This window comes from Bacillus sp. FSL M7-0791, from assembly GCF_038627085.1.
Taxonomy (GTDB): Bacteria; Bacillota; Bacilli; order Bacillales; family Bacillaceae; genus Bacillus; species Bacillus safensis.
Genome location: NZ_CP152022.1, coordinates 2,884,787 through 2,903,801, shown reverse-complemented (window position 1 = coordinate 2,903,801; position 19,015 = coordinate 2,884,787). Strand labels below are relative to the sequence as shown.

The following is a 19,015-nucleotide window of genomic DNA, read 5'->3' as shown; positions in this document are numbered from 1 at the left end:
TCAGTTCTGCGCTCCGGTGCTCACGAATGTCAAATTCGCTCCGCTCCGGTACTCGCCCTTCCTAGACTGCAAAGGTTTTCTATCACGCTGAAAAGAAGACAAAGGGCTAAAATCAAGATCATTTTAGCCCTTTGTCAACAATCTGAAAGGTGCGGATATTACTCCGCACCTTTTTGTAAGCATACATTTAGGTTTTTAAAATATTTTGTGATAAAATGTTGTCACAATTTGCAGGAGGTGAAAATGGTGGCTTTAGATTTTTACGAATACCCATCTTGCGGTACATGCCGAAAAGCAAAAAAGTGGCTGGAAGCACACAATAAAGACATCAACAGCATACATATCGTCGAAGAGACGCCTGATAAAGAAACAATAAAAGCCCTTTACGAAAAAAGCGGTTTAGAGCTGAAGCAATTCTTTAATACAAGCGGACAAAAATACCGGGAGCTGCAGCTGAAAGATCAACTTCCTGCAATGTCAGAGGACGAGCAGCTAGAATTACTCGCGTCTAACGGAATGCTGATTAAGCGCCCGATTACAACAGACGGAAAACGAGTCACGGTAGGATTTAATGAAGATACATTTAAAAGCGTCTGGAAATGATGTAACTTTCATTCAGATTGTGGTATCTTCAATATAGATTGTAAGAAAAGACTGGAGGGGTATTGAATGAGCACACCAAAAGATTTACGTTATTCAGAAGAACATGAATGGGTCAAAGTAGAAGGAGATAAGGTGCGTATCGGTATTACGCATTTTGCTCAATCTGAGCTGGGCGATATCGTGTTCGTTGAGCTTCCTGAAGTAGGAGACAAAATCACAGCGGACGAGCCTTTCGGAAGTGTAGAATCAGTGAAAACCGTTTCTGAACTTTATGCACCGATCAATGGCACAATCGTTGAAGTGAACGATGAGCTGGATGACAGCCCAGAATTCGTCAACGACTCTCCATACGAAAAAGCATGGATGATCGTTGTAGAACCAGCTGATGCTTCTGAAATTGAGAACTTAATGACGGCTGAGCAATATGAAGAAATGACAAAAGAAGACTAATTCATGAGAAATTGGACACTCTACCTTTATGGGGGGTGTCCAATTTGTCTTTTCAAAAAGAACACGTGGATATAACAGAGCATGTCACTGGACGATTCAAAGAAAGCGGCATGGTGCTTTATCATCAAAATGAAGAGATTGGCACGATGATTAGTGAAAACCAATATGAGCTGAAATCGGGATATTCCTATGATCAAAATCGTTTTTATCGTTTAACGGACACATTAACCGATGGGACAGAAAAATATGTTGACTGTGACGATGAAAATGGCTGGTGCTAATCACAGATGAGACTGCAGTGAACAGAAGCTGCAGTCTTTTTGATGACGAGGCGCTCAATCTTTACAACCTGAATGAAAGATTGTAATCTAAGGAAGAAGTGAATCAACGTCAAAAGGGCCGGGTGATCGTGATGAATGTCGAGATAGAAAAGGTCATCATTGTAGAAGGTAAAACAGACAAACAAAAGCTAAAAGAAGTCATAAGTGAACCTGTTACCATCATTTGCACCAATGGCACGATCAGTACATCGAAGCTGGATCAGCTTGTGGACGATTTAGTGGGGAAAGACGTTTACATATTAGCTGACAGTGACGATGCAGGCGACAAACTGCGGAAGCAATTTCGAAAAGAATTCCCTGAAGCACTTCATCTTTTTGTCGACAGAACGTACCGCGAAGTGGCCGCTTCACCGTCAGCCCACATTGCATCTATCCTATTAGCTGCAAACATTGATGTTCATTCGAAATATTTATGAGGGTGGACGTATATGAAAGAAATTGAAGAACACGAATTCACGGAGATAGAGGACGATTTATTTCTTTTATACTTATATACACCGTTTTGCGGAACATGCCAGCTGGCTAAGAAAATGCTGGCAGTCGTAGACGCCATGCAGCCGGATGTACCATTTTACGAAAACAATTTAAACTATTCACCAGGCTTTGCGAAAGCATTTGAAATTGAGAGTGTTCCTTGCTTTCTCCTGTTTAAAAAAGGTGAATTGGTGCAAAAAGGCTATGCCTTTCACTCAGTTCCATATCTTCATGAAATGATCGAAACCGCTAAATAAAGCGGTTTTTTGTCATATTTCAAGAAATTCATTTGAAAATTTGTCGAGTTATTTATAAAGGACAAGCCGATGTTTGTAGAGAAATGTTATGTATAACCAAATGACAGGGAGGTTATACATGTGGAAAATGTGAAAGCCCATGGTAACACAGGGCAGCGTTTATTATTAAAGCCGCTGCTCTCATCATCATCCTTGAAGATTACATTTGAGGCGGAAACTGACTCTTGTACATTGATTGTGGATGAACGTGGTGAAGTGAAGAAACTACCTGCAATTGAGTTATCGGATCTCATCTTTTATGGTGAGAGGAAAGAAATTCTTCAATTATTAGATGGAGATATGTCCTTACAGCAGTTAATCAGCAGAGGACAAGTCAAAGTGAAAGGGTCATTCCGTGCGCTCCTTAGACTAGAGGCAGTGCTTTGGCTGACGAACGGTTTTTTTCGAAAAATGATAACGTAGTTGTTTACTTGGAAATTAGCGATTTACAGCGTTGACATATCTCGGGTAGCATGATATTCTACGTTAGTAAAAACATGAACATCACATAAAACAACATATTTTCTCTTATTAAGAGAGGTGGAGGGACGTGCCCTATGAAACCCGGCAACCGTCAGCATAGCTGAAATTGGTGCCAATTCACTCAAAGCCGCAACGCTTTGAAAGATGAGAGAAAGGCGTAATTGACATAAAAGGCCTTTCTGCTTGCGTTGCAGTTAGGTCTTTTTTACTGACCTGACGCCAGGCTAGAGTCATGACAGAAAGAAGAATAAATAACGTATGTGATGGAAACCTATAGATTCAGCAAGAAAGCAGGTGATCAGACTGTGATCCATTTACAGAATGTATCAAAAACGTACCATTCAAAAAGCGGAAATGTTGATGCCGTGAAAGACGTCAACTTGGATATTGATAAAGGTGAAATATTCGGAATTATCGGGTATAGCGGTGCAGGGAAAAGCTCGCTTATTCGCCTATTAAACGGTCTGGAGCTGCCAACAGAAGGAATTGTTGAAGTGGCAGGCAACCGGATCAATGAAGTATCAAATGCGAAACTTCGGAAAGCAAGACAAGAAATCAGCATGATCTTCCAGCACTTTAATTTACTTTGGTCAAGAACGGTGAGACAAAACATTATGTTCCCGCTTGAGATCGCAGGTGTACCGACATCGAAACGGAGAGAGCGTGCGAATGAACTGATTAAATTGGTCGGTTTAGAAGGAAAAGAAAATGCATACCCGTCTCAGCTAAGCGGCGGGCAAAAACAGCGTGTCGGCATTGCGAGAGCATTAGCGAATGATCCAAAGGTTCTTCTATGTGACGAAGCGACATCTGCGCTAGATCCGCAAACGACTGATTCGATCCTTGAGCTTTTGGCGGATATCAATAAACGGTTAGGGCTCACGATTGTGCTCATTACACATGAAATGCACGTCATTCGCAAAATTTGTCATCGCGTCGCGGTCATGGAAAATGGACGCATTGTCGAAGAAGGCGAAGTATTACGCGTCTTCAGACAGCCAAAGGAAGAAATGACGAAACGATTTGTGAAACAGCTTGCAGAACCAGAGGAAGCGAAAGAAACAATCGAGCACGTCTTAGAACGTGTAAAAGAAGGTCAGGTCGTACGGTTGTCCTTTATTGGAGACTCTGCCGAGCAGCCGCTGATCACTGAAATCATTCGATCCTTCAATGTCGATGTGAATATCCTTCAAGGGAAGATTTCTCAAACGCAGGAAGGCGCGTTTGGAACACTCTTTATCCACATTAATGGAGAAGAGACTGAGGTAGAAAAAGCCATCGCCTATATCCAAAGCAAACAGGTTGAAATCGAGGTGATGACACATGTTTGAGAAATGGTTTCCGAACGTTGATTTAGACGTCATCTGGAGTGCAACAGGTGAAACGGTGTATATGACACTGATTTCATTGGCATTTGCCTTTGCCATTGGTATTATCCTTGGACTATTACTCTTTCTAACGAGTAAAGGCGGTCTTTGGGAAAATAAACCGATTAATACCGTCATTGGGGCAGTCGTCAATATTTTCAGATCGATTCCTTTTATCATTCTAATCATTCTATTATTAGGATTTACAAAACTCATTGTGGGCACGATTCTTGGCCCAAATGCAGCACTCCCTGCCCTTGTCATAGGGTCAGCTCCATTCTATGCACGTCTTGTCGAAATTGCACTGCGTGAGGTAGATAAAGGAGTCATTGAAGCAGCACGATCAATGGGAGCAAAAACGTCGACAATCATTTTCAAAGTATTGCTGCCAGAATCATTGCCAGCCCTTATTTCAGGTATTACCGTAACAGCGATTGCTCTAATTGGCTCTACTGCGATTGCAGGTGCAATTGGAGCAGGCGGACTTGGTGACCTCGCCTATGTGGAAGGATACCAATCTGGTAATACAGATGTCACACTTGTAGCTACTGTGTTTATTCTGATCATCGTCTTTATTATTCAAATAATCGGTGATTTGATTACAAATAAAATTGATAAACGTTAAGGGAGGATTTATTGATGAAGAAATTGATTTTAAGTGCACTATTTCTAGCATTTGCAGGTATTTTAGCTGCGTGCGGTTCATCTAATAACGCAAGTGAAAGCAAAACCATTACGGTTGCCGCTTCAAAAACGCCGCATGCCGAAATTCTTGAAGAAGCAAAACCACTTCTAAAAGAAAAAGGCTACGATTTAAAAGTGAAAGTGCTTAGCGATTATAAAATGTACAACAAAGCGTTAGCTGAAAAAGAAGTGGATGCGAACTTTTTCCAACATATCCCTTACTTAAACGAAGAAAATAAATCAAACAAAGATTATAACCTAGTGAGTGCTGGTGCGGTTCACCTTGAGCCTTTCGGTATCTACTCTAAGAAATACAAATCAGTAAAAGATATTCCAAACGGCGGCACAATCATCATGACAAACAACGTAGCTGAACAAGGCCGTATGCTTGCCCTGCTGCAAAATGCTGGTGTCATCAAGCTTGATCCGAAGGTTGATACAATTAACGCAACAGTAAAGAACATTAAAGAAAACCCAAAGAACCTAAAATTCAAAAAAATCGCGCCTGAATTAACTGCGAAAGCTTATGAAAACAGTGAAGGCGATGCTGTATTTATCAACGTCAACTATGCGATCCAAAATAAATTGAATCCGAAAAAAGATTCAATCGAACTTGAGCAAACAAAGAACAACCCATATGCAAACATCGTTGCGGTTCGCAAAGGTGACGAAAAATCAGATAAGATCAAGGCACTAATGGAAGTTCTTCACTCTGATAAAATCAAAGAATTCATCGACAAAAAATATGACGGTGCAGTATTGCCTGTATCTGAGTAACAACATTTCAACCTCGCTTCTATCAAAGCGAGGTTTCAGCATGTAGACAAACCCTCGCATTCTTTGTCAGTTCTGCGCTCCGGTGCTCACGAATGTCAAATTCGCTCCGCTCCGGTACTCGCCCTTCCTAGACTGCAAAGGTTTTCTATCACGCTGAAAGGAAGATAAAGGGCTAAAATAAAGATCATTTTAGCCCTTTATCAACAATCTGCAACCTCGCTTCTATCAAAGCGAGGTTTTTTGTGTATTTTTTCAAATCTCGCTCATAATAAAAACGTACAAATGACCTGAAGGGATGGAATCAAGATGAATGAACAGCATATGAGCGGATCCATGCAGCAATCACTGACTGATTATAAAACCGCAATGGGTGAATTCCAGAAGAAAATGCCGGTGTTTGGAAAGAAATTTAATGAATTTACGGAGCAGTGCTTCCAAAGCGATTCATTAACGCAAAAGGAAAAACAAATGATTGCCCTCGGTATCAGTATTCATGCGCAGGATGAATACTGCATGATTTATCATACAAAAGGAGCGCTCGATCAAGGGGCGACAGAAGAGAATTTGCTGGAGGTTGTCAGCGTGGCGGCAGCTTTTGGCGGCGGAGCAGCACTAAGCCAAGGAATCACTGTCGTTCAGCAATGTATTGATGAATTTGGAGGACAGACGCATTAAGGGAAGCAAAACACGGTATTTTTCCATCTCAGGGAGTTGAGCGCTTCTCATCCGATTGTGTGAGAAAATATGCCAGCATAAGGTGTCATATCCCTTTTGAGTGAAGCCGCATACGTTTGCTACAATAAAGCTACACTCAAGGAAGGGAATGGTTTATTATTTCTTCGGACCATAGTACACTAGGATTGGATTATACCGCCGAGATGGAAAAGGCCATGCATCAAGCTCATGGCATGAGCTATGCAGAGTACGAAAGAGACCATGACTTAAGGATGAAAGTGGAATATAAACGAGAGCAGTCCTATCGAGATGAGAAAAGACAGCTCGCAAAAATGAATATACGAGGCTAATAATAGCTGAGGGGCGGGGAGAACAGTTTCCCGCCCTTTCTTTATGAAAACAGTCTTTTCGACATAAATCCTTTTATCTACCTGCTTTTTTTGTTAGAATTTTGAGAGCATCCTCTCACGCTTATCGTGAATGTGTTGTATTCAGTTTTAATTTGTTATAAAATTAGAATGAGAATAAATTGAGAATAATGATTATTTTGGAGGTATCGATATATGACTGCTTCGACATTAACAATTAAGGACTTGCACGTTGAGATTGAAGGGAAAGAAATCTTAAAGGGTGTAAACCTCGAGATAAAAGGTGGAGAATTCCACGCAGTAATGGGACCAAACGGAACAGGTAAATCTACTTTATCTGCTGCCATTATGGGTCACCCTAAATATGAAGTAACAAAAGGGAGCATCTTGCTTGATGGCGAAGATGTCCTTGAAATGGAAGTAGATGAGCGCGCTCAAGCTGGTCTTTTCCTTGCGATGCAATACCCATCTGAAATCAGCGGTGTTACAAATGCTGACTTCCTTCGTTCTGCAATTAACGCACGCAGAGAAGAAGGCGATGAAATCTCTCTTATGAAATTCATCCGCAAAATGGACGAAAACATGGAGTTCCTTGAAATGGACCCAGATATGGCACAGCGCTACCTAAACGAAGGTTTCTCAGGCGGGGAGAAAAAACGCAACGAAATTCTTCAATTAATGATGATTGAACCAAAGATCGCCATCCTTGACGAAATCGATTCTGGTCTTGATATCGATGCCTTGAAAGTTGTTTCTAAAGGAATTAACAAAATGCGCGGCGAAAGCTTCGGCTGCTTAATGATCACTCACTATCAGCGTCTACTGAACTACATCACACCAGATCACGTTCATGTCATGATGCAAGGTCGTATCGTGAAATCTGGCGGACCAGAACTCGCGCAGCGTCTAGAAGCAGAAGGCTATGACTGGATTAAAAAAGAGTTAGGAATTGAAGACGAAACTGTTGGTCAAGAAGCGTAAGCGTTAGGAGGATTATTGATGACATTAGAAACGAAATTATCAGTAGATCAAGATTATGTCAAAAGCTTCTCCGAGAAGCATCAGGAACCGGCATGGATGAGCTCCCTTCGCTTACAGGCTCTTGAAAAAGCAGAAGACCTCCCAATGCCAAAGCCTGACAAAACGAATATTTCAAAATGGAATTTAACGAAATTCAAACAGCATACAGTCGAAAGTGCGCCATTTGGATCATTAGAAGAGCTTCCAGAAGAAGTGAAATCTCTTATTGATTTAGAGGACACAGATAAGACAGTTTACATTCAGCGTGATCAAACGCCGGCCTATTTGTCTCTTTCAGCTGAAGCGAAAGACAAAGGTGTGATTTTCACTGATCTTCATACAGCGATTCGTGAGCATGGAGATTTAGTGAAACAATACTTCATGACAGATGCAGTGAAAGTGGATGAGCATAAACTAACAGCTTTACATGCTGCTTTAGTGAATGGCGGAGCTTTCCTCTATGTACCGAAAAACGTAGAGCTTGAAGCACCAATTCAAGCTGTTTATCTTCATGAAAATGACGAAACGACTTTGTTCAACCATGTCATCGTCGTAGCAGACGATCATAGTGCTGTGACATATGTAGAAAACTACATCAGTACAGCAAAACCGGAAGAAGCGATCTTCAATATCGTTTCTGAAGTGTTCACAGGTGCTAACGCCCGCGTCACATACGGTGCTGTAGATAACCTTGCAGAAGGTGTGACAGTATATGTAAACAGACGCGGTATGGCTAATGGCCGTGACAGTAAAATCGAATGGGCGCTTGGCCTGATGAATGATGGAGACGTCGTGTCTGAAAACATCACAAAACTGATGGGCGACGGTACATTCGGTGATACGAAATCAGTTGTTGTCGGCCGAGGAAACCAAACAGAAAACTTCACAACAAGCATCATCCACTTCGGTAAAAACTCTGAAGGGTATATCTTGAAGCATGGTGTGATGAAGGATCAAGCATCCTCTATCTTTAACGGAATTGGCAAAATCGAGCATGGCGCAACAAAGTCAAATGCAGAGCAGGAATCACGTGTCCTCATGCTGAGTGAGAAAGCACGCGGTGACGCAAACCCAATTCTTTTAATTGATGAAGATGATGTGACAGCAGGGCACGCCGCTTCTGTTGGACGTGTTGATCCAATTCAATTGTACTACCTCATGAGCCGCGGAATTTCCAAAGAAGATGCAGAAAGACTTGTGATTTATGGCTTCTTAAATCCAGTTGTGAAAGAACTGCCGATTGAAGGAGTTAAAAAGCAGCTGATTTCTGTGATTGAAAGGAAAGTAAAATAATGAATATCAAAGACGTTCGTGAGCAATTTCCAATCCTTCATCAGCAAGTGAACGGACATGATTTGGTGTATTTGGACAGTGCAGCGACTTCTCAAAAACCAAGAGTGGTCATTGATGCAATGAATGAGTATTACCGGTCTTACAACTCGAACGTCCACCGGGGTGTTCATACCCTTGGCACAAAAGCAACGGACGCATACGAGGGTGCGAGAGAGAAAGTTCGTGCATTCATCCGTGCTTCATCTGTCCAGGAGATTATTTTTACTAGAGGTACAACAACTGCACTAAACACAGTGGCGATCAGCTATGCTAGAGCAAACCTCAAAGAAGGCGATGAGATTGTCATTACGCATATGGAGCATCATGCGAATATCATCCCTTGGCAGCAAGCAACAAAAGCAACTGGCGCCACATTGAAATACATTCCGTTACAGGAAGACGGCACGCTATCGCTTGAAGATGTGAAGCAAACGATCACACATCAAACGAAAATCGTCGCTGTCACACATGTCTCAAACGTATTAGGAACCATTAACCCGATTAAAGAAATCGCCAAAATTGCCCACGATCATGGGGCAATCATTGTCGTCGACGGTGCGCAAAGCACCCCGCACATGCAAATTGATGTTCAGGATCTAGATTGTGACTTTTTCGCATTCTCTGGGCATAAAATGTGTGGACCGACTGGCATCGGTGTGCTTTACGGGAAGAAGGACCTTTTGAATAATATGGAGCCTGCTGAGTTTGGCGGTGAAATGATCGACTTTGTGGATCTGTATGATTCCACATGGAAAGAGCTGCCGTGGAAATTTGAAGCGGGAACACCGATTATTGCTGGAGCAGTTGGACTAGGAAAAGCAATTGACTTCTTAAATGACATCGGTATGGAGGAAGTCAGCCGTTACGAGCATCAGCTTGCGACTTACGCGCTTGAGCGCTTTAAAGAGCTTGACGGTGCGACTGTTTATGGACCGCAGCACCGAGCTGGGCTTGTGACGTTTAACTTAGACGACGTCCATCCGCATGATGCGTCAACTGTTCTGGATACGGAAGGTGTCGCCATTCGTGCTGGACACCACTGTGCACAGCCGCTCATGAAATGGCTTGGTGTATCAGCAACTGCAAGAGCAAGCTTCTATCTGTATAATACAGAAGAAGAGATTGATCTACTCATTGCAGCGCTCCGTAAGACAAAGGAGTATTTTACGAATGTCTTTTAATGTAAACTTAGACACACTGTACAGACAAGTGATTATGGATCATTATAAAAATCCGAGAAACAAAGGTGTACTAAACGACAGCATTGTCGTCGATATGAACAACCCAACGTGTGGTGACCGTATTCGTCTTACGATGAAAATCGAAGACGAAAAAGTCACGGATGCGAAATTTGAAGGAGAAGGATGCTCGATTTCGATGGCATCTGCCTCCATGATGACGCAGGCGATTAAAGGGAAAGATATTGAAACAGCTTTGAAAATGTCTCGGATTTTCTCCGATATGATGCAAGGAAAAGAATACGACGATTCCATTGATCTTGGTGACATTGAAGCGCTGCAGGGAGTTGCAAAATTCCCAGCCCGCATCAAATGTGCAACATTATCCTGGAAGGCGCTTGAAAAAGGCGCATCTGCCGAAGATAACGGCAAATCATAAGATTGGAGTGAAAATGGATGGCTAAAAAAATGCCAGATGTTGGTGAATATAAATACGGCTTTTCTGATAAAGACGTTTCCATTTTCCGTTCAGAGCGCGGACTGACAAAAGAGATCGTTGAAGAAATTTCTCGTATGAAAGAAGAGCCTCAGTGGATGCTCGACTTCCGTTTGAAATCTCTTGAGCACTTTTACAACATGCCGATGCCACAATGGGGCGGAGATTTAAATGCATTAAACTTTGATGAAATTACGTACTACGTAAAGCCATCAGAGCGCTCTGAGCGTTCTTGGGATGAAGTACCAGAAGAAATCAAACAAACCTTTGATAAGCTTGGTATCCCAGAAGCAGAGCAAAAATATTTAGCAGGTGTATCTGCTCAGTATGAATCTGAAGTTGTGTATCACAACATGAAGCAAGACCTTGAAGATCTAGGAATTGTGTTTAAAGATACAGACAGCGCGTTAAAAGAGAACGAAGACATCTTCCGTGAGCACTGGGCAAAAGTCATTCCTCCGACTGACAACAAATTTGCTGCGCTTAACTCGGCTGTGTGGTCTGGTGGTTCATTTATCTACGTACCAAAAGGCGTAAAAGTAGATACTCCACTTCAAGCATACTTCCGTATCAACTCTGAAAACATGGGTCAGTTCGAGCGTACACTGATCATCGTTGACGAAGGCGCACATGTGCATTACGTAGAAGGCTGTACAGCACCAGTTTACACAACAAACTCACTTCACAGTGCGGTTGTTGAAATCATCGTCAAAAAAGGCGGCTACTGCCGTTATACAACGATTCAAAACTGGGCAAACAACGTCTTCAACCTTGTGACAAAACGTACAGTATGTGAAGAGAATGCAACAATGGAATGGATTGATGGAAACATCGGTTCTAAGCTGACAATGAAATACCCAGCGGTCATCCTAAAAGGTGAAGGCGCTCGTGGTATGACATTAAGTATTGCCCTAGCAGGTAAAGGTCAGCACCAAGATGCAGGTGCGAAAATGATTCACCTTGCACCAAACACATCTTCAACGATCGTATCGAAATCGATTTCGAAACAAGGCGGTAAAGTCACATACCGCGGAATCGTTCACTTCGGACGCAAAGCAGAGGGTGCACGCTCAAACATCGAGTGTGATACACTCATCATGGATAACAAATCAACATCTGATACGATCCCTTACAATGAAATCTTAAACGACAACATTTCATTAGAGCACGAAGCAAAAGTATCAAAAGTATCAGAAGAACAGCTGTTCTACTTGATGAGCCGCGGAATTTCTGAAGAAGAAGCAACAGAAATGATCGTCATGGGCTTTATCGAGCCATTCACAAAAGAACTGCCAATGGAATACGCCGTTGAAATGAACCGTTTGATTAAGTTTGAGATGGAAGGCAGTATCGGGTAATACACCTGAAACGCCTCATTTAAAAGGATTTTAAAGGTTATGAAAGAATAATAAAAATCGGCCGTGCCGATATAGATTTTATCTTTTGATTGGAGGCGAACTTTTTAGTTCGTCTTCTTTTATTTTCTCAGTACTCTCATGTCATTCTGTTTTATCTTAAATTTTTTAAGTTCTTTTAATACTGCATCATTTAAACATGTGATAAGAGGATGATGTGTTCTTTAAGGTTGTTAAAATTACTTTATTGCTGGTATCTCATCTAATCTGTTTTTCAACAAAGTAGAATTGTATCTTGCAATTCAACAAAGACATAATAAATAAAATAAGACCTAGATAGCGTAATTGCCGTCTGGGTCTTATATTCTCACATTTAAATAAACATTTAAAAGTATTTTTTTCTAAATATGTACTAACAAATTAATTCCATTGTATTTTTAAATCAAAGTATGATGCACCAAGGCTAGGTCTTGTATCTACTACTTCAATATAATTCCAACCTGAAGTTATATCCGGAAAAAATGCAATGTCTGTTCCAACTTCAAAAAAATTTCCGTTTAAGATACTTATTTTATGAGATCCCTTACTATCAAATATTACACTGACGCCTTCATAACCATCAAAATAAAATTTATAATATTTAATGGGGTTATACTTGTTGGTATAAGAATTACCTATACCTCCATTTTTTAGTTCAAAGGCTTTATCATGAATACTGCTAGATGTATTCATGATAGTAGAAATATTTTGATTTTGATTGTAGTTTTTTGTTTCAGTAGCAGATACATCATCAGTTATTCCACTAAATAATCCTAGGGAAATAATGGGGACGAGTAATAATTTTTTCATAAAGAAAAACCTCCTATATTTAGAAATATATTGAAACGTTATGATAACATAGATATTTTTGGTTATCAAACCAATTATTAGTTTTTAATAGGTATATATACCAATTAAACCTCGTAGACACAGGTATAGGTATTGTTGAATAGTCATCAAAATAAATAACCAGGCACTCATGAAAGTGAGAACCTGGTCCTTTTTTGTTTATTCGTCATACAGTCTATATTTCTTGTGTAGTGCTTCGAGTTTCTCTATTTTCTCTATCATTACGTTCAAAACCTCTTGAAAAATAACATTACCCTTTATTAAAATTGTTTCTAATAATCATTTCTTCTAAAGATAAGGATTTTTTTGCAGTAAAATCAATGTTAGTGAACTTTTTTAATCAAACTTTTCTCTAAACGAACATAAATACTTGCAACATTCAAATTAGTACTGTATAGTTCTAATTATGACAAAGGCAAAATTAATGAATCAAAAACGTGTACTTGAAGTAGCTGCAACATTATTTTTGGAAAAAGGGTTTGCTTATACAAGTATGGATGAATTGGTACGTGTAAGCAAAGTATCAAAGTCGAATGTGTATTATCACTTTTCTAATAAGGAAGAATTATTAGAAGGGGTCGTTGATTATTGGATTGATATGTATCAAGCTGCAATAGACGACGTAATGTCTCAGACCCAATTTTCAGTTGAAGATCGTATCCAAATGTTTTTAAAGCAATTATCACAAGGCGTTCAGTCGAGAGAGTATCAGGGAGGCTGTCCATTTATTACTCTTTATATTCAAAGTCCTGCACAGGCCATACAAATAAAAGAAAAAATAGGTCTTTTTTTTACAGGATTACAAAAGAAAGTTTCTCTATTACTGAAACAAGGTGTAGAGAACGGGGAATTCAGAGATACGATTCAGATTGATGAGGTGGCATCACTTTTTATTACAAATCTTGAAGGAGCGTTATTTATTTCAGAAACATTGAAGGATGCCACTGTCATCACAAAAACAGCAGATCATTTATTTAACTTGCTTCGATAAAGAAGCATTTTTTTTACATCAAATTAGTACTATGTAGTACTAAAAAGGAGATTTCATATGAAAACAGTATTTTTAACTGGTGGAACAGGCTTTATTGGAAAGCAATTAGTGAAAGAATTAGCCAAAGAGGATGTGAACATTCTTCTTTTAGTGAGGTCGAAAAGTAAAGCGACACGCATTTTTCAAGAAAGACGTATTTTAAAAGATTCAGTGATGCACTTTGTTGAAGGTGATTTGACGAAAATAGATTTAGGTCTAAGTCCTGAAGATAAAGAGAGGGTATTGAAGACGGATGTGATGATTCACGCAGGAGGCCCTATGGATATTCAAGCGACAAGTAACGAGGCAGCTTCCGTCTTTTTAAATGGTGCCAAACATATTGGTGAATTAGCTAAAAGTATTCATCAATTGAAGGGCTTGCATCAATTTATTCATGTTGTCGGTTATATGAGCCCCTTTGATGATCAAAATAGCAAGATTGCAATTGATGTGTTTAAAGAAGGAAATGATTACCTGAAAATAAAGAATCCTTATGAAAGAACAAAATTTTTAGCAGATCTTTATATCCGTCAACAAGCATCAGCTGTAGGTTATCCGCTGTCTGTCATTAATCCGCCAACTGTGGTCGGCAGTAGTAAAACAGGGAGTACAGAACAGATAGCAGGATTAGGTTTGCTTGTAACAAGTATGCGAAGAGGGCTTATGCCAGTGATTCCTGGAGGTAAAGGATATAGGCTGCCACTGATTTCAAACGATGAGTTTGCGAAGTTTATTGTGCAGGTTTTCAGGATGGAGCAGCCGGCTATTCAAACATATACACTTGTTGAAGACAAAGAGTATGATCAGAACATTGCTGAATTATTAAGTGTGATGTCGGAAAGTATGAATATGAGAGCACCAAAAATCTCTGTCCCAATGCCGCTTATGAAAACAATAATGAAAAGTGGAGTAAGTAAAATAACAAACATTCCTTCTGATGGACTCAATTTTATGACAAAACGAACATTTTCAAATGCTTCAGTGAAAAACATAATGGGAGGGGATTGGTTTAAGAAGACGAGTGTCATGAACTTTTTCTCTGCCGTAGTAGCTGATCTGGATTATCGCATGATGGATCAACATGGTGAGCATTATCATGTATTTGAGCGAACATTATGCGATAACAATACCCTTTACCAATTACAAGGAGAGGGGAAGCCATTTATTTTATTACATGGTTTATTGAGTGATGGAGAGGATTTATTTCTTTTAGCACAAGGGCTTCATGAAAAAACGGGTCAGCCTGTATGGATCTTGGATCTTCCAGGTTTGGGACGTTCTCCATTTAAACGAGGGAAACACCTTCTAGATATCTATTTGAATGTAGTGAAAAAGGTATTGGAGAAAGCGGCTAATGGTGCACATCTTATCGGCCATTCATTCGGTGCGTTTATTCTACTGGAAGCGCTAGGACAAGGGTACATAGATAAGAAGTATTCAATCACTTTACTTCAGCCGCCAGTTGCCAAAAAAAATGCTAAATCGCTAAATGTTCCTCAATGGATGAACAAATGGTCTTTAAAATTAGCAACTCCTAAAATGATAGAGCGTTATTTATTAAGTAATGGTTTGTTTGAAAGGACGGAGAGCATCCCTGAACATTATATTGAAAAAATCAGAAACAGTTTTACGTCTCCTAGAATTTTAAATACGACGGTTCAGCTTAATCATTTACTATTGAACATCGATCAAGGTGAATTCAATGAATTAACAAAGGATCATCCTCATATTATCTGGGGAGAGTATGACAAAGGCTATTCTGCTCCGTTGCATCTTGGTCAGGTTGATGTTGTTCCATACGGCCATCATTTTCCTCTTAGCCATCCTAGTGAAACGGCAGCATTAATTATAAAAAATAGTCTTACTAGCAGTTGAGAATGTGGGATAAATAAAGTATGTCGTAATTGAAATGAAATCGCAGTGCTTGTGATCCCACCGATGCACACCAACTGAAAGATTTTATAGCACCCTAAAACGAAAAAGGTGATTTTTAATAAAAAAGCACGATTTTTCGTTTTGGGTCTTTTTGATTAAATAGAGGTTAATGAGGTGCATAAAACTGATCTAAGGTTTTCGTCATATCATCAGATGCAGATTGTAAGATCGCATCTTGCTCTAAAATCGCTGTTCCTTGTGCTCGGACAATATGAAATTGATGAAACCCCATCAAGTTTTGAAATATTTCTTTTAGGTAATGATGTGAAAATTCCAGAGGTGTATATCGATCGTTATTTGTGAAAATTGAGCCGCTTGCTTGAAGTAAAAGTACACGATAATCGTCAGTCATCAGACCAACAGAACCATTTTCTGTATATTTGAACGTTTCTCTCGCAATAAAGATATTATCTATATAATCTTTCATTCGTGAAGTTACATTGAAATTATGAACAGGTGACACGATCACAATTCGATGATGTGCTTTAAATTGAGCCAATAAAGCAGATGAAGCAGCGGCGATTTTTTCCTCGGCAGCCGTTAATGCTTGTTTGGATGCTTGCTTATCCCAAATTCCTATCAGCTGTTCTTTTTCGATACGAGGAATTTCAGTTCCATATAAATGTAAAATGGTTGGTTCCTCATGAGGAAACCTTTCTTTAAACTGTTTTAAAAATAGTGTTTGCAGTTTGTTTGAATAACTTTCTCGATGAGTGAAATCTGGGTGCGCGTTAATGATTAATGTTTGCATGTACATGCTCCTTTTCTTTTGATAAGCTGAGTATAAATGATAAAGGTGACAAAAGAAGGCACCTTTTTAAGAGGGAAAACAAATGAAAAAATCAGAACGATTAAACCAAGAACTTATTTTTTTAAGCGATAAACACTCTTTTCAGTTAAAGGACTTACAGTCCGAATTCGGCATTTCTAAAAGGACGGCTTTAAGAGATATAGAAGAGCTAGAGTCAATGGGCTTAGCTTTTTATGTTGAACCTGGCAGACACGGAGGATATCGACTGGTGAATCAATCTCCATTGGTTCCTATTTATTTCAATATAGAAGAAGTCCAAGCTATTTTTTTCGCTCTTAAAGCGCTTGACCTGGTGTCAGCAACACCATTTAAAAAATCCTACTCACAAATTCGGCAAAAGTTGTTTGCCACAATGTCTGAAGAGAGAAAGCAAATGATTACGGAGACTTTGGATGTGATTCATTACTATAATGTCGCACCAGTTAGTGAACAAAATCATTTGGAATTGATTTTACAGGCAATGATGAAAGATCAAATCGTGAAGATGACGTACACTCAATATGAAAATAAATGGATCAGGCTGCAATTTCTTGAGTTGTTTTATCGAAATGGTATTTGGTTTTCTCAAGCATATGATGTTCAAAATAAAAAGTGGGGCATCTATAGATGTGACTTTATGAAGGACATGGTGATTGAAGAAGAAATCAGAGACACATTTACAAAGGAAGAATTAAAAGAACTGCAACTCGAGTACGAAAAAACTTATCATGATATCTCATTTAAATGTCGATTAACGGAACAAGGAAAAGAAAAGTTTTTAAAGCATCATTACCCAAATATGAGATTGGAGATCATTGATCAGATTCCTTATATTGTCGGTGGATACAACCAAGAAGAATTATCGTATATGACTCACTATTTGATGTCATTTGGGAAACATGTGAAAATTGAATACCCAGATGAATTGAAAGAAAGTTATTTGAATCAATTACGAGAAGTGATTGACAAGTATTGAATCAAAAAAAAATTAATATACTACAGAAAAGGCGAACCACTAAAGTTCGCCTTTTCCCACTCTTTTTAACTACTATTATTTCAGTTACTTCGCCACATCCATTGTATTTGTTTTCGGTTGATCATCAACCTTCCCATATGTCAGCTGACGCCAGATAAACTCCATCGGGCCATATTTAAACCGCTTTAACCATAATGTACTAAAGAGCACGAGGAAGACATAAACTCCGAGTCCAATCATAAACGTGCCAGCGGGCTGAAGATGATCGGCAAGTCCGGCTCCGTATTTCAGAAATAGCGTTGTGCCAATGATGGAGTGAAGCAAATAGCAGGTCAGTGACATGCGTCCGACTTTGGTAAATACCATCAAAGCACCTCGCAGCTGAGGGACGTGAAGAAACAGCATCGCAAGTGTACTCATATAGAACATACTGCCTGTTAATCCGCCGTTTTGCTCAAGGGCAGAGGCTATGTTCGTCCAGAGCGTATTTTCAAAAGGATTAACCGCTGCTATGATCGTGCTGCCTTGGGTGATGAGAAAAGCGATGGCAAAAATGATCCAAATGCGATTCCAAATCGCTTTTTTTGCCTCCATGTTTTTGAAAAACTCCATTTTCACAAAATACACACCGAGTAAAAACATGAAGAACATAGAATAGACGGTGGAAAAAGAACTGGAAGCCATTGTGACCATATCTGTCCACCGATCACCAATAGATGCTAAATAAGTCAGACTGTTGTGGCTGGTCAGCTCGAAATCAGCAAAGTCCGGCTTGCCTGATGATCCTGAACTGACGGTATTGAACAGCATCGTGAAAATAGGTGTGAGCAATTGAATCACAAAGAGTGTGATGAGCCAGTATCCGATGGTTTTGGCTGTGCGTTTGTAAAAGAAAAGCAATAAAAAGCCAGCGACTGCATAATAGGCCAAAATGTCACCAATCCAAACAAAGGTCAAATGCAGAAGGCCAAATCCTAAGAGAATGGTTAATCTGCGGGCAAACAGTTTGTTCGGACTGTCCACCTTCTGAGCAGCTCGGTCCATAAAAATCATAAAACCAACCCCGAATAGAAAGGAAAACAGTGTAATGAATTTCCCCGAGGCAAACCAATTCACCACATTGTGAAAGACATCATTTGACAGCATGTCGAATCCCTTGGCCGAATCCACGATCAAAAAGTAATTGACTAGAATAATCCCCATTAAGGCAAACCCTCGTACGATGTCCAAGAAATGAACCCGTTCCCGCAGACTCATCGGTTGTCCGTGTGCTACTTTGTTTACATTCATATCCATGCTCCTTTTCTTGTATGATAAATGTCATTCGGATCAATTCATTGATCCTTACAATGAATCAATATACGGCCCAATTCTTAACAATTTATGAAGATCCAATTTTTTGAAAATAAATGTGACAAATTGATGGCAGATGGTCAAATTCATAAACTGTTAAGGTTTATGCTGTATCTTTTCACATAGCTAGATGATATATAGTAA

At 39.7% G+C, this 19,015-nt stretch carries 22 protein-coding genes and 1 riboswitch; of the genes, 19 read left to right on the top strand and 3 right to left on the bottom strand.

Going from position 1 to position 19,015, the window contains the following annotated elements; translation table 11 throughout:
• Positions 1 to 246 precede the first annotated feature (246 nt).
• The 16 genes from MHI08_RS15030 (at position 247) to sufB (ending at position 11,902) form a co-directional block, all read left to right on the top strand.
• Positions 247 to 603, top strand: a complete 357-nt coding sequence (locus tag MHI08_RS15030) for an arsenate reductase family protein (protein ID WP_342499726.1) — start codon at positions 247 to 249, stop codon at positions 601 to 603.
• Positions 604 to 669: 66 nt separating this feature from the next.
• A complete protein-coding gene (gene gcvH, locus MHI08_RS15025; RefSeq protein ID WP_008347039.1) occupies positions 670 to 1,053 on the top strand; it encodes a glycine cleavage system protein GcvH in 384 nt (127 codons plus the stop codon).
• 44 nt (positions 1,054 to 1,097) lie between these two features.
• Positions 1,098 to 1,334: a YusG family protein gene (locus MHI08_RS15020; protein ID WP_024423405.1), complete on the top strand. Its 237-nt coding sequence runs from the start codon at positions 1,098 to 1,100 to the stop codon at positions 1,332 to 1,334.
• Positions 1,335 to 1,465: 131 nt separating this feature from the next.
• A complete protein-coding gene (locus MHI08_RS15015) occupies positions 1,466 to 1,810 on the top strand; it encodes a toprim domain-containing protein (RefSeq protein WP_024423404.1) in 345 nt (114 codons plus the stop codon).
• Between the two features lie 12 nt (positions 1,811 to 1,822).
• The gene (locus tag MHI08_RS15010) at positions 1,823 to 2,125 is read left to right on the top strand and encodes a thioredoxin family protein (RefSeq protein ID WP_025094138.1); all 303 of its coding nucleotides are present in this window, start codon (positions 1,823 to 1,825) and stop codon (positions 2,123 to 2,125) included.
• 120 nt (positions 2,126 to 2,245) lie between these two features.
• Positions 2,246 to 2,587 carry an SCP2 sterol-binding domain-containing protein gene (locus tag MHI08_RS15005; RefSeq protein WP_024423403.1) on the top strand — a complete coding sequence of 114 codons (342 nt, stop codon included), beginning with the start codon at positions 2,246 to 2,248 and terminating at the stop codon, positions 2,585 to 2,587.
• A 102-nt stretch (positions 2,588 to 2,689) separates the two neighbouring features.
• Positions 2,690 to 2,798: riboswitch (SAM riboswitch) on the top strand.
• 154 nt (positions 2,799 to 2,952) lie between these two features.
• Positions 2,953 to 3,978, top strand: coding sequence for a methionine ABC transporter ATP-binding protein (locus tag MHI08_RS15000; RefSeq protein WP_024423402.1), 1,026 nt, complete (start codon positions 2,953 to 2,955; stop codon positions 3,976 to 3,978).
• Positions 3,971 to 4,639, top strand: coding sequence for a methionine ABC transporter permease (locus tag MHI08_RS14995; RefSeq protein ID WP_342499725.1), 669 nt, complete (start codon positions 3,971 to 3,973; stop codon positions 4,637 to 4,639). Before MHI08_RS15000 ends, MHI08_RS14995 begins: the two co-directional genes overlap by 8 nt.
• A 14-nt stretch (positions 4,640 to 4,653) precedes the next feature.
• Positions 4,654 to 5,475: a methionine ABC transporter substrate-binding lipoprotein MetQ gene (gene metQ / locus MHI08_RS14990; RefSeq protein WP_024423400.1), complete on the top strand. Its 822-nt coding sequence runs from the start codon at positions 4,654 to 4,656 to the stop codon at positions 5,473 to 5,475.
• A gap of 306 nt (positions 5,476 to 5,781) precedes the next feature.
• Complete coding sequence (locus MHI08_RS14985) at positions 5,782 to 6,150, top strand: carboxymuconolactone decarboxylase family protein (RefSeq protein WP_003212803.1); 369 nt, start codon at positions 5,782 to 5,784, stop codon at positions 6,148 to 6,150.
• A 215-nt stretch (positions 6,151 to 6,365) separates the two neighbouring features.
• On the top strand, positions 6,366 to 6,500 hold the full coding sequence (locus tag MHI08_RS14980; protein ID WP_254965641.1) for a hypothetical protein: 135 nt from the start codon (positions 6,366 to 6,368) through the stop codon (positions 6,498 to 6,500).
• A gap of 213 nt (positions 6,501 to 6,713) precedes the next feature.
• On the top strand, positions 6,714 to 7,499 hold the full coding sequence (gene sufC / locus MHI08_RS14975; protein WP_007500355.1) for a Fe-S cluster assembly ATPase SufC: 786 nt from the start codon (positions 6,714 to 6,716) through the stop codon (positions 7,497 to 7,499).
• A gap of 18 nt (positions 7,500 to 7,517) precedes the next feature.
• Complete coding sequence (gene sufD, locus MHI08_RS14970; RefSeq protein ID WP_342499724.1) at positions 7,518 to 8,831, top strand: Fe-S cluster assembly protein SufD; 1,314 nt, start codon at positions 7,518 to 7,520, stop codon at positions 8,829 to 8,831.
• A complete protein-coding gene (locus MHI08_RS14965) occupies positions 8,831 to 10,051 on the top strand; it encodes a cysteine desulfurase (RefSeq protein ID WP_342499723.1) in 1,221 nt (406 codons plus the stop codon). Before sufD ends, MHI08_RS14965 begins: the two co-directional genes overlap by 1 nt.
• On the top strand, positions 10,041 to 10,487 hold the full coding sequence (gene sufU / locus MHI08_RS14960; RefSeq protein ID WP_039181277.1) for a Fe-S cluster assembly sulfur transfer protein SufU: 447 nt from the start codon (positions 10,041 to 10,043) through the stop codon (positions 10,485 to 10,487). The genes MHI08_RS14965 and sufU overlap by 11 nt, the downstream gene beginning before the upstream one ends.
• Before the next feature lie 17 nt (positions 10,488 to 10,504).
• The gene (sufB, locus tag MHI08_RS14955; RefSeq protein WP_007500362.1) at positions 10,505 to 11,902 is read left to right on the top strand and encodes a Fe-S cluster assembly protein SufB; all 1,398 of its coding nucleotides are present in this window, start codon (positions 10,505 to 10,507) and stop codon (positions 11,900 to 11,902) included.
• Positions 11,903 to 12,319: 417 nt separating this feature from the next.
• Here the strand turns inward: sufB and MHI08_RS14950 are convergent, their stop codons facing one another.
• A complete protein-coding gene (locus MHI08_RS14950; protein WP_076839973.1) occupies positions 12,320 to 12,748 on the bottom strand; it encodes a hypothetical protein in 429 nt (142 codons plus the stop codon).
• Between the two features lie 463 nt (positions 12,749 to 13,211).
• Here MHI08_RS14950 and MHI08_RS14945 point away from each other — a divergent pair, with 463 nt between their 5' ends.
• On the top strand, positions 13,212 to 13,778 hold the full coding sequence (locus tag MHI08_RS14945) for a TetR/AcrR family transcriptional regulator (RefSeq protein ID WP_140352793.1): 567 nt from the start codon (positions 13,212 to 13,214) through the stop codon (positions 13,776 to 13,778).
• Between the two features lie 57 nt (positions 13,779 to 13,835).
• A complete protein-coding gene (locus MHI08_RS14940) occupies positions 13,836 to 15,692 on the top strand; it encodes an alpha/beta fold hydrolase (RefSeq protein ID WP_087976171.1) in 1,857 nt (618 codons plus the stop codon).
• A 166-nt stretch (positions 15,693 to 15,858) separates the two neighbouring features.
• Here the strand turns inward: MHI08_RS14940 and MHI08_RS14935 are convergent, their stop codons facing one another.
• The gene (locus MHI08_RS14935; protein ID WP_087976172.1) at positions 15,859 to 16,503 is read right to left on the bottom strand and encodes an NAD(P)H-dependent oxidoreductase; all 645 of its coding nucleotides are present in this window, start codon (positions 16,501 to 16,503) and stop codon (positions 15,859 to 15,861) included.
• Positions 16,504 to 16,585: 82 nt separating this feature from the next.
• Here MHI08_RS14935 and MHI08_RS14930 point away from each other — a divergent pair, with 82 nt between their 5' ends.
• On the top strand, positions 16,586 to 17,518 hold the full coding sequence (locus MHI08_RS14930) for a WYL domain-containing protein (protein WP_087976173.1): 933 nt from the start codon (positions 16,586 to 16,588) through the stop codon (positions 17,516 to 17,518).
• Between the two features lie 84 nt (positions 17,519 to 17,602).
• Here the strand turns inward: MHI08_RS14930 and MHI08_RS14925 are convergent, their stop codons facing one another.
• Positions 17,603 to 18,808 (bottom strand): DUF418 domain-containing protein, encoded by a 1,206-nt coding sequence (locus MHI08_RS14925; RefSeq protein ID WP_087976174.1) that lies wholly within the window; start codon positions 18,806 to 18,808, stop codon positions 17,603 to 17,605.
• Positions 18,809 to 19,015: the final 207 nt, after the last annotated feature.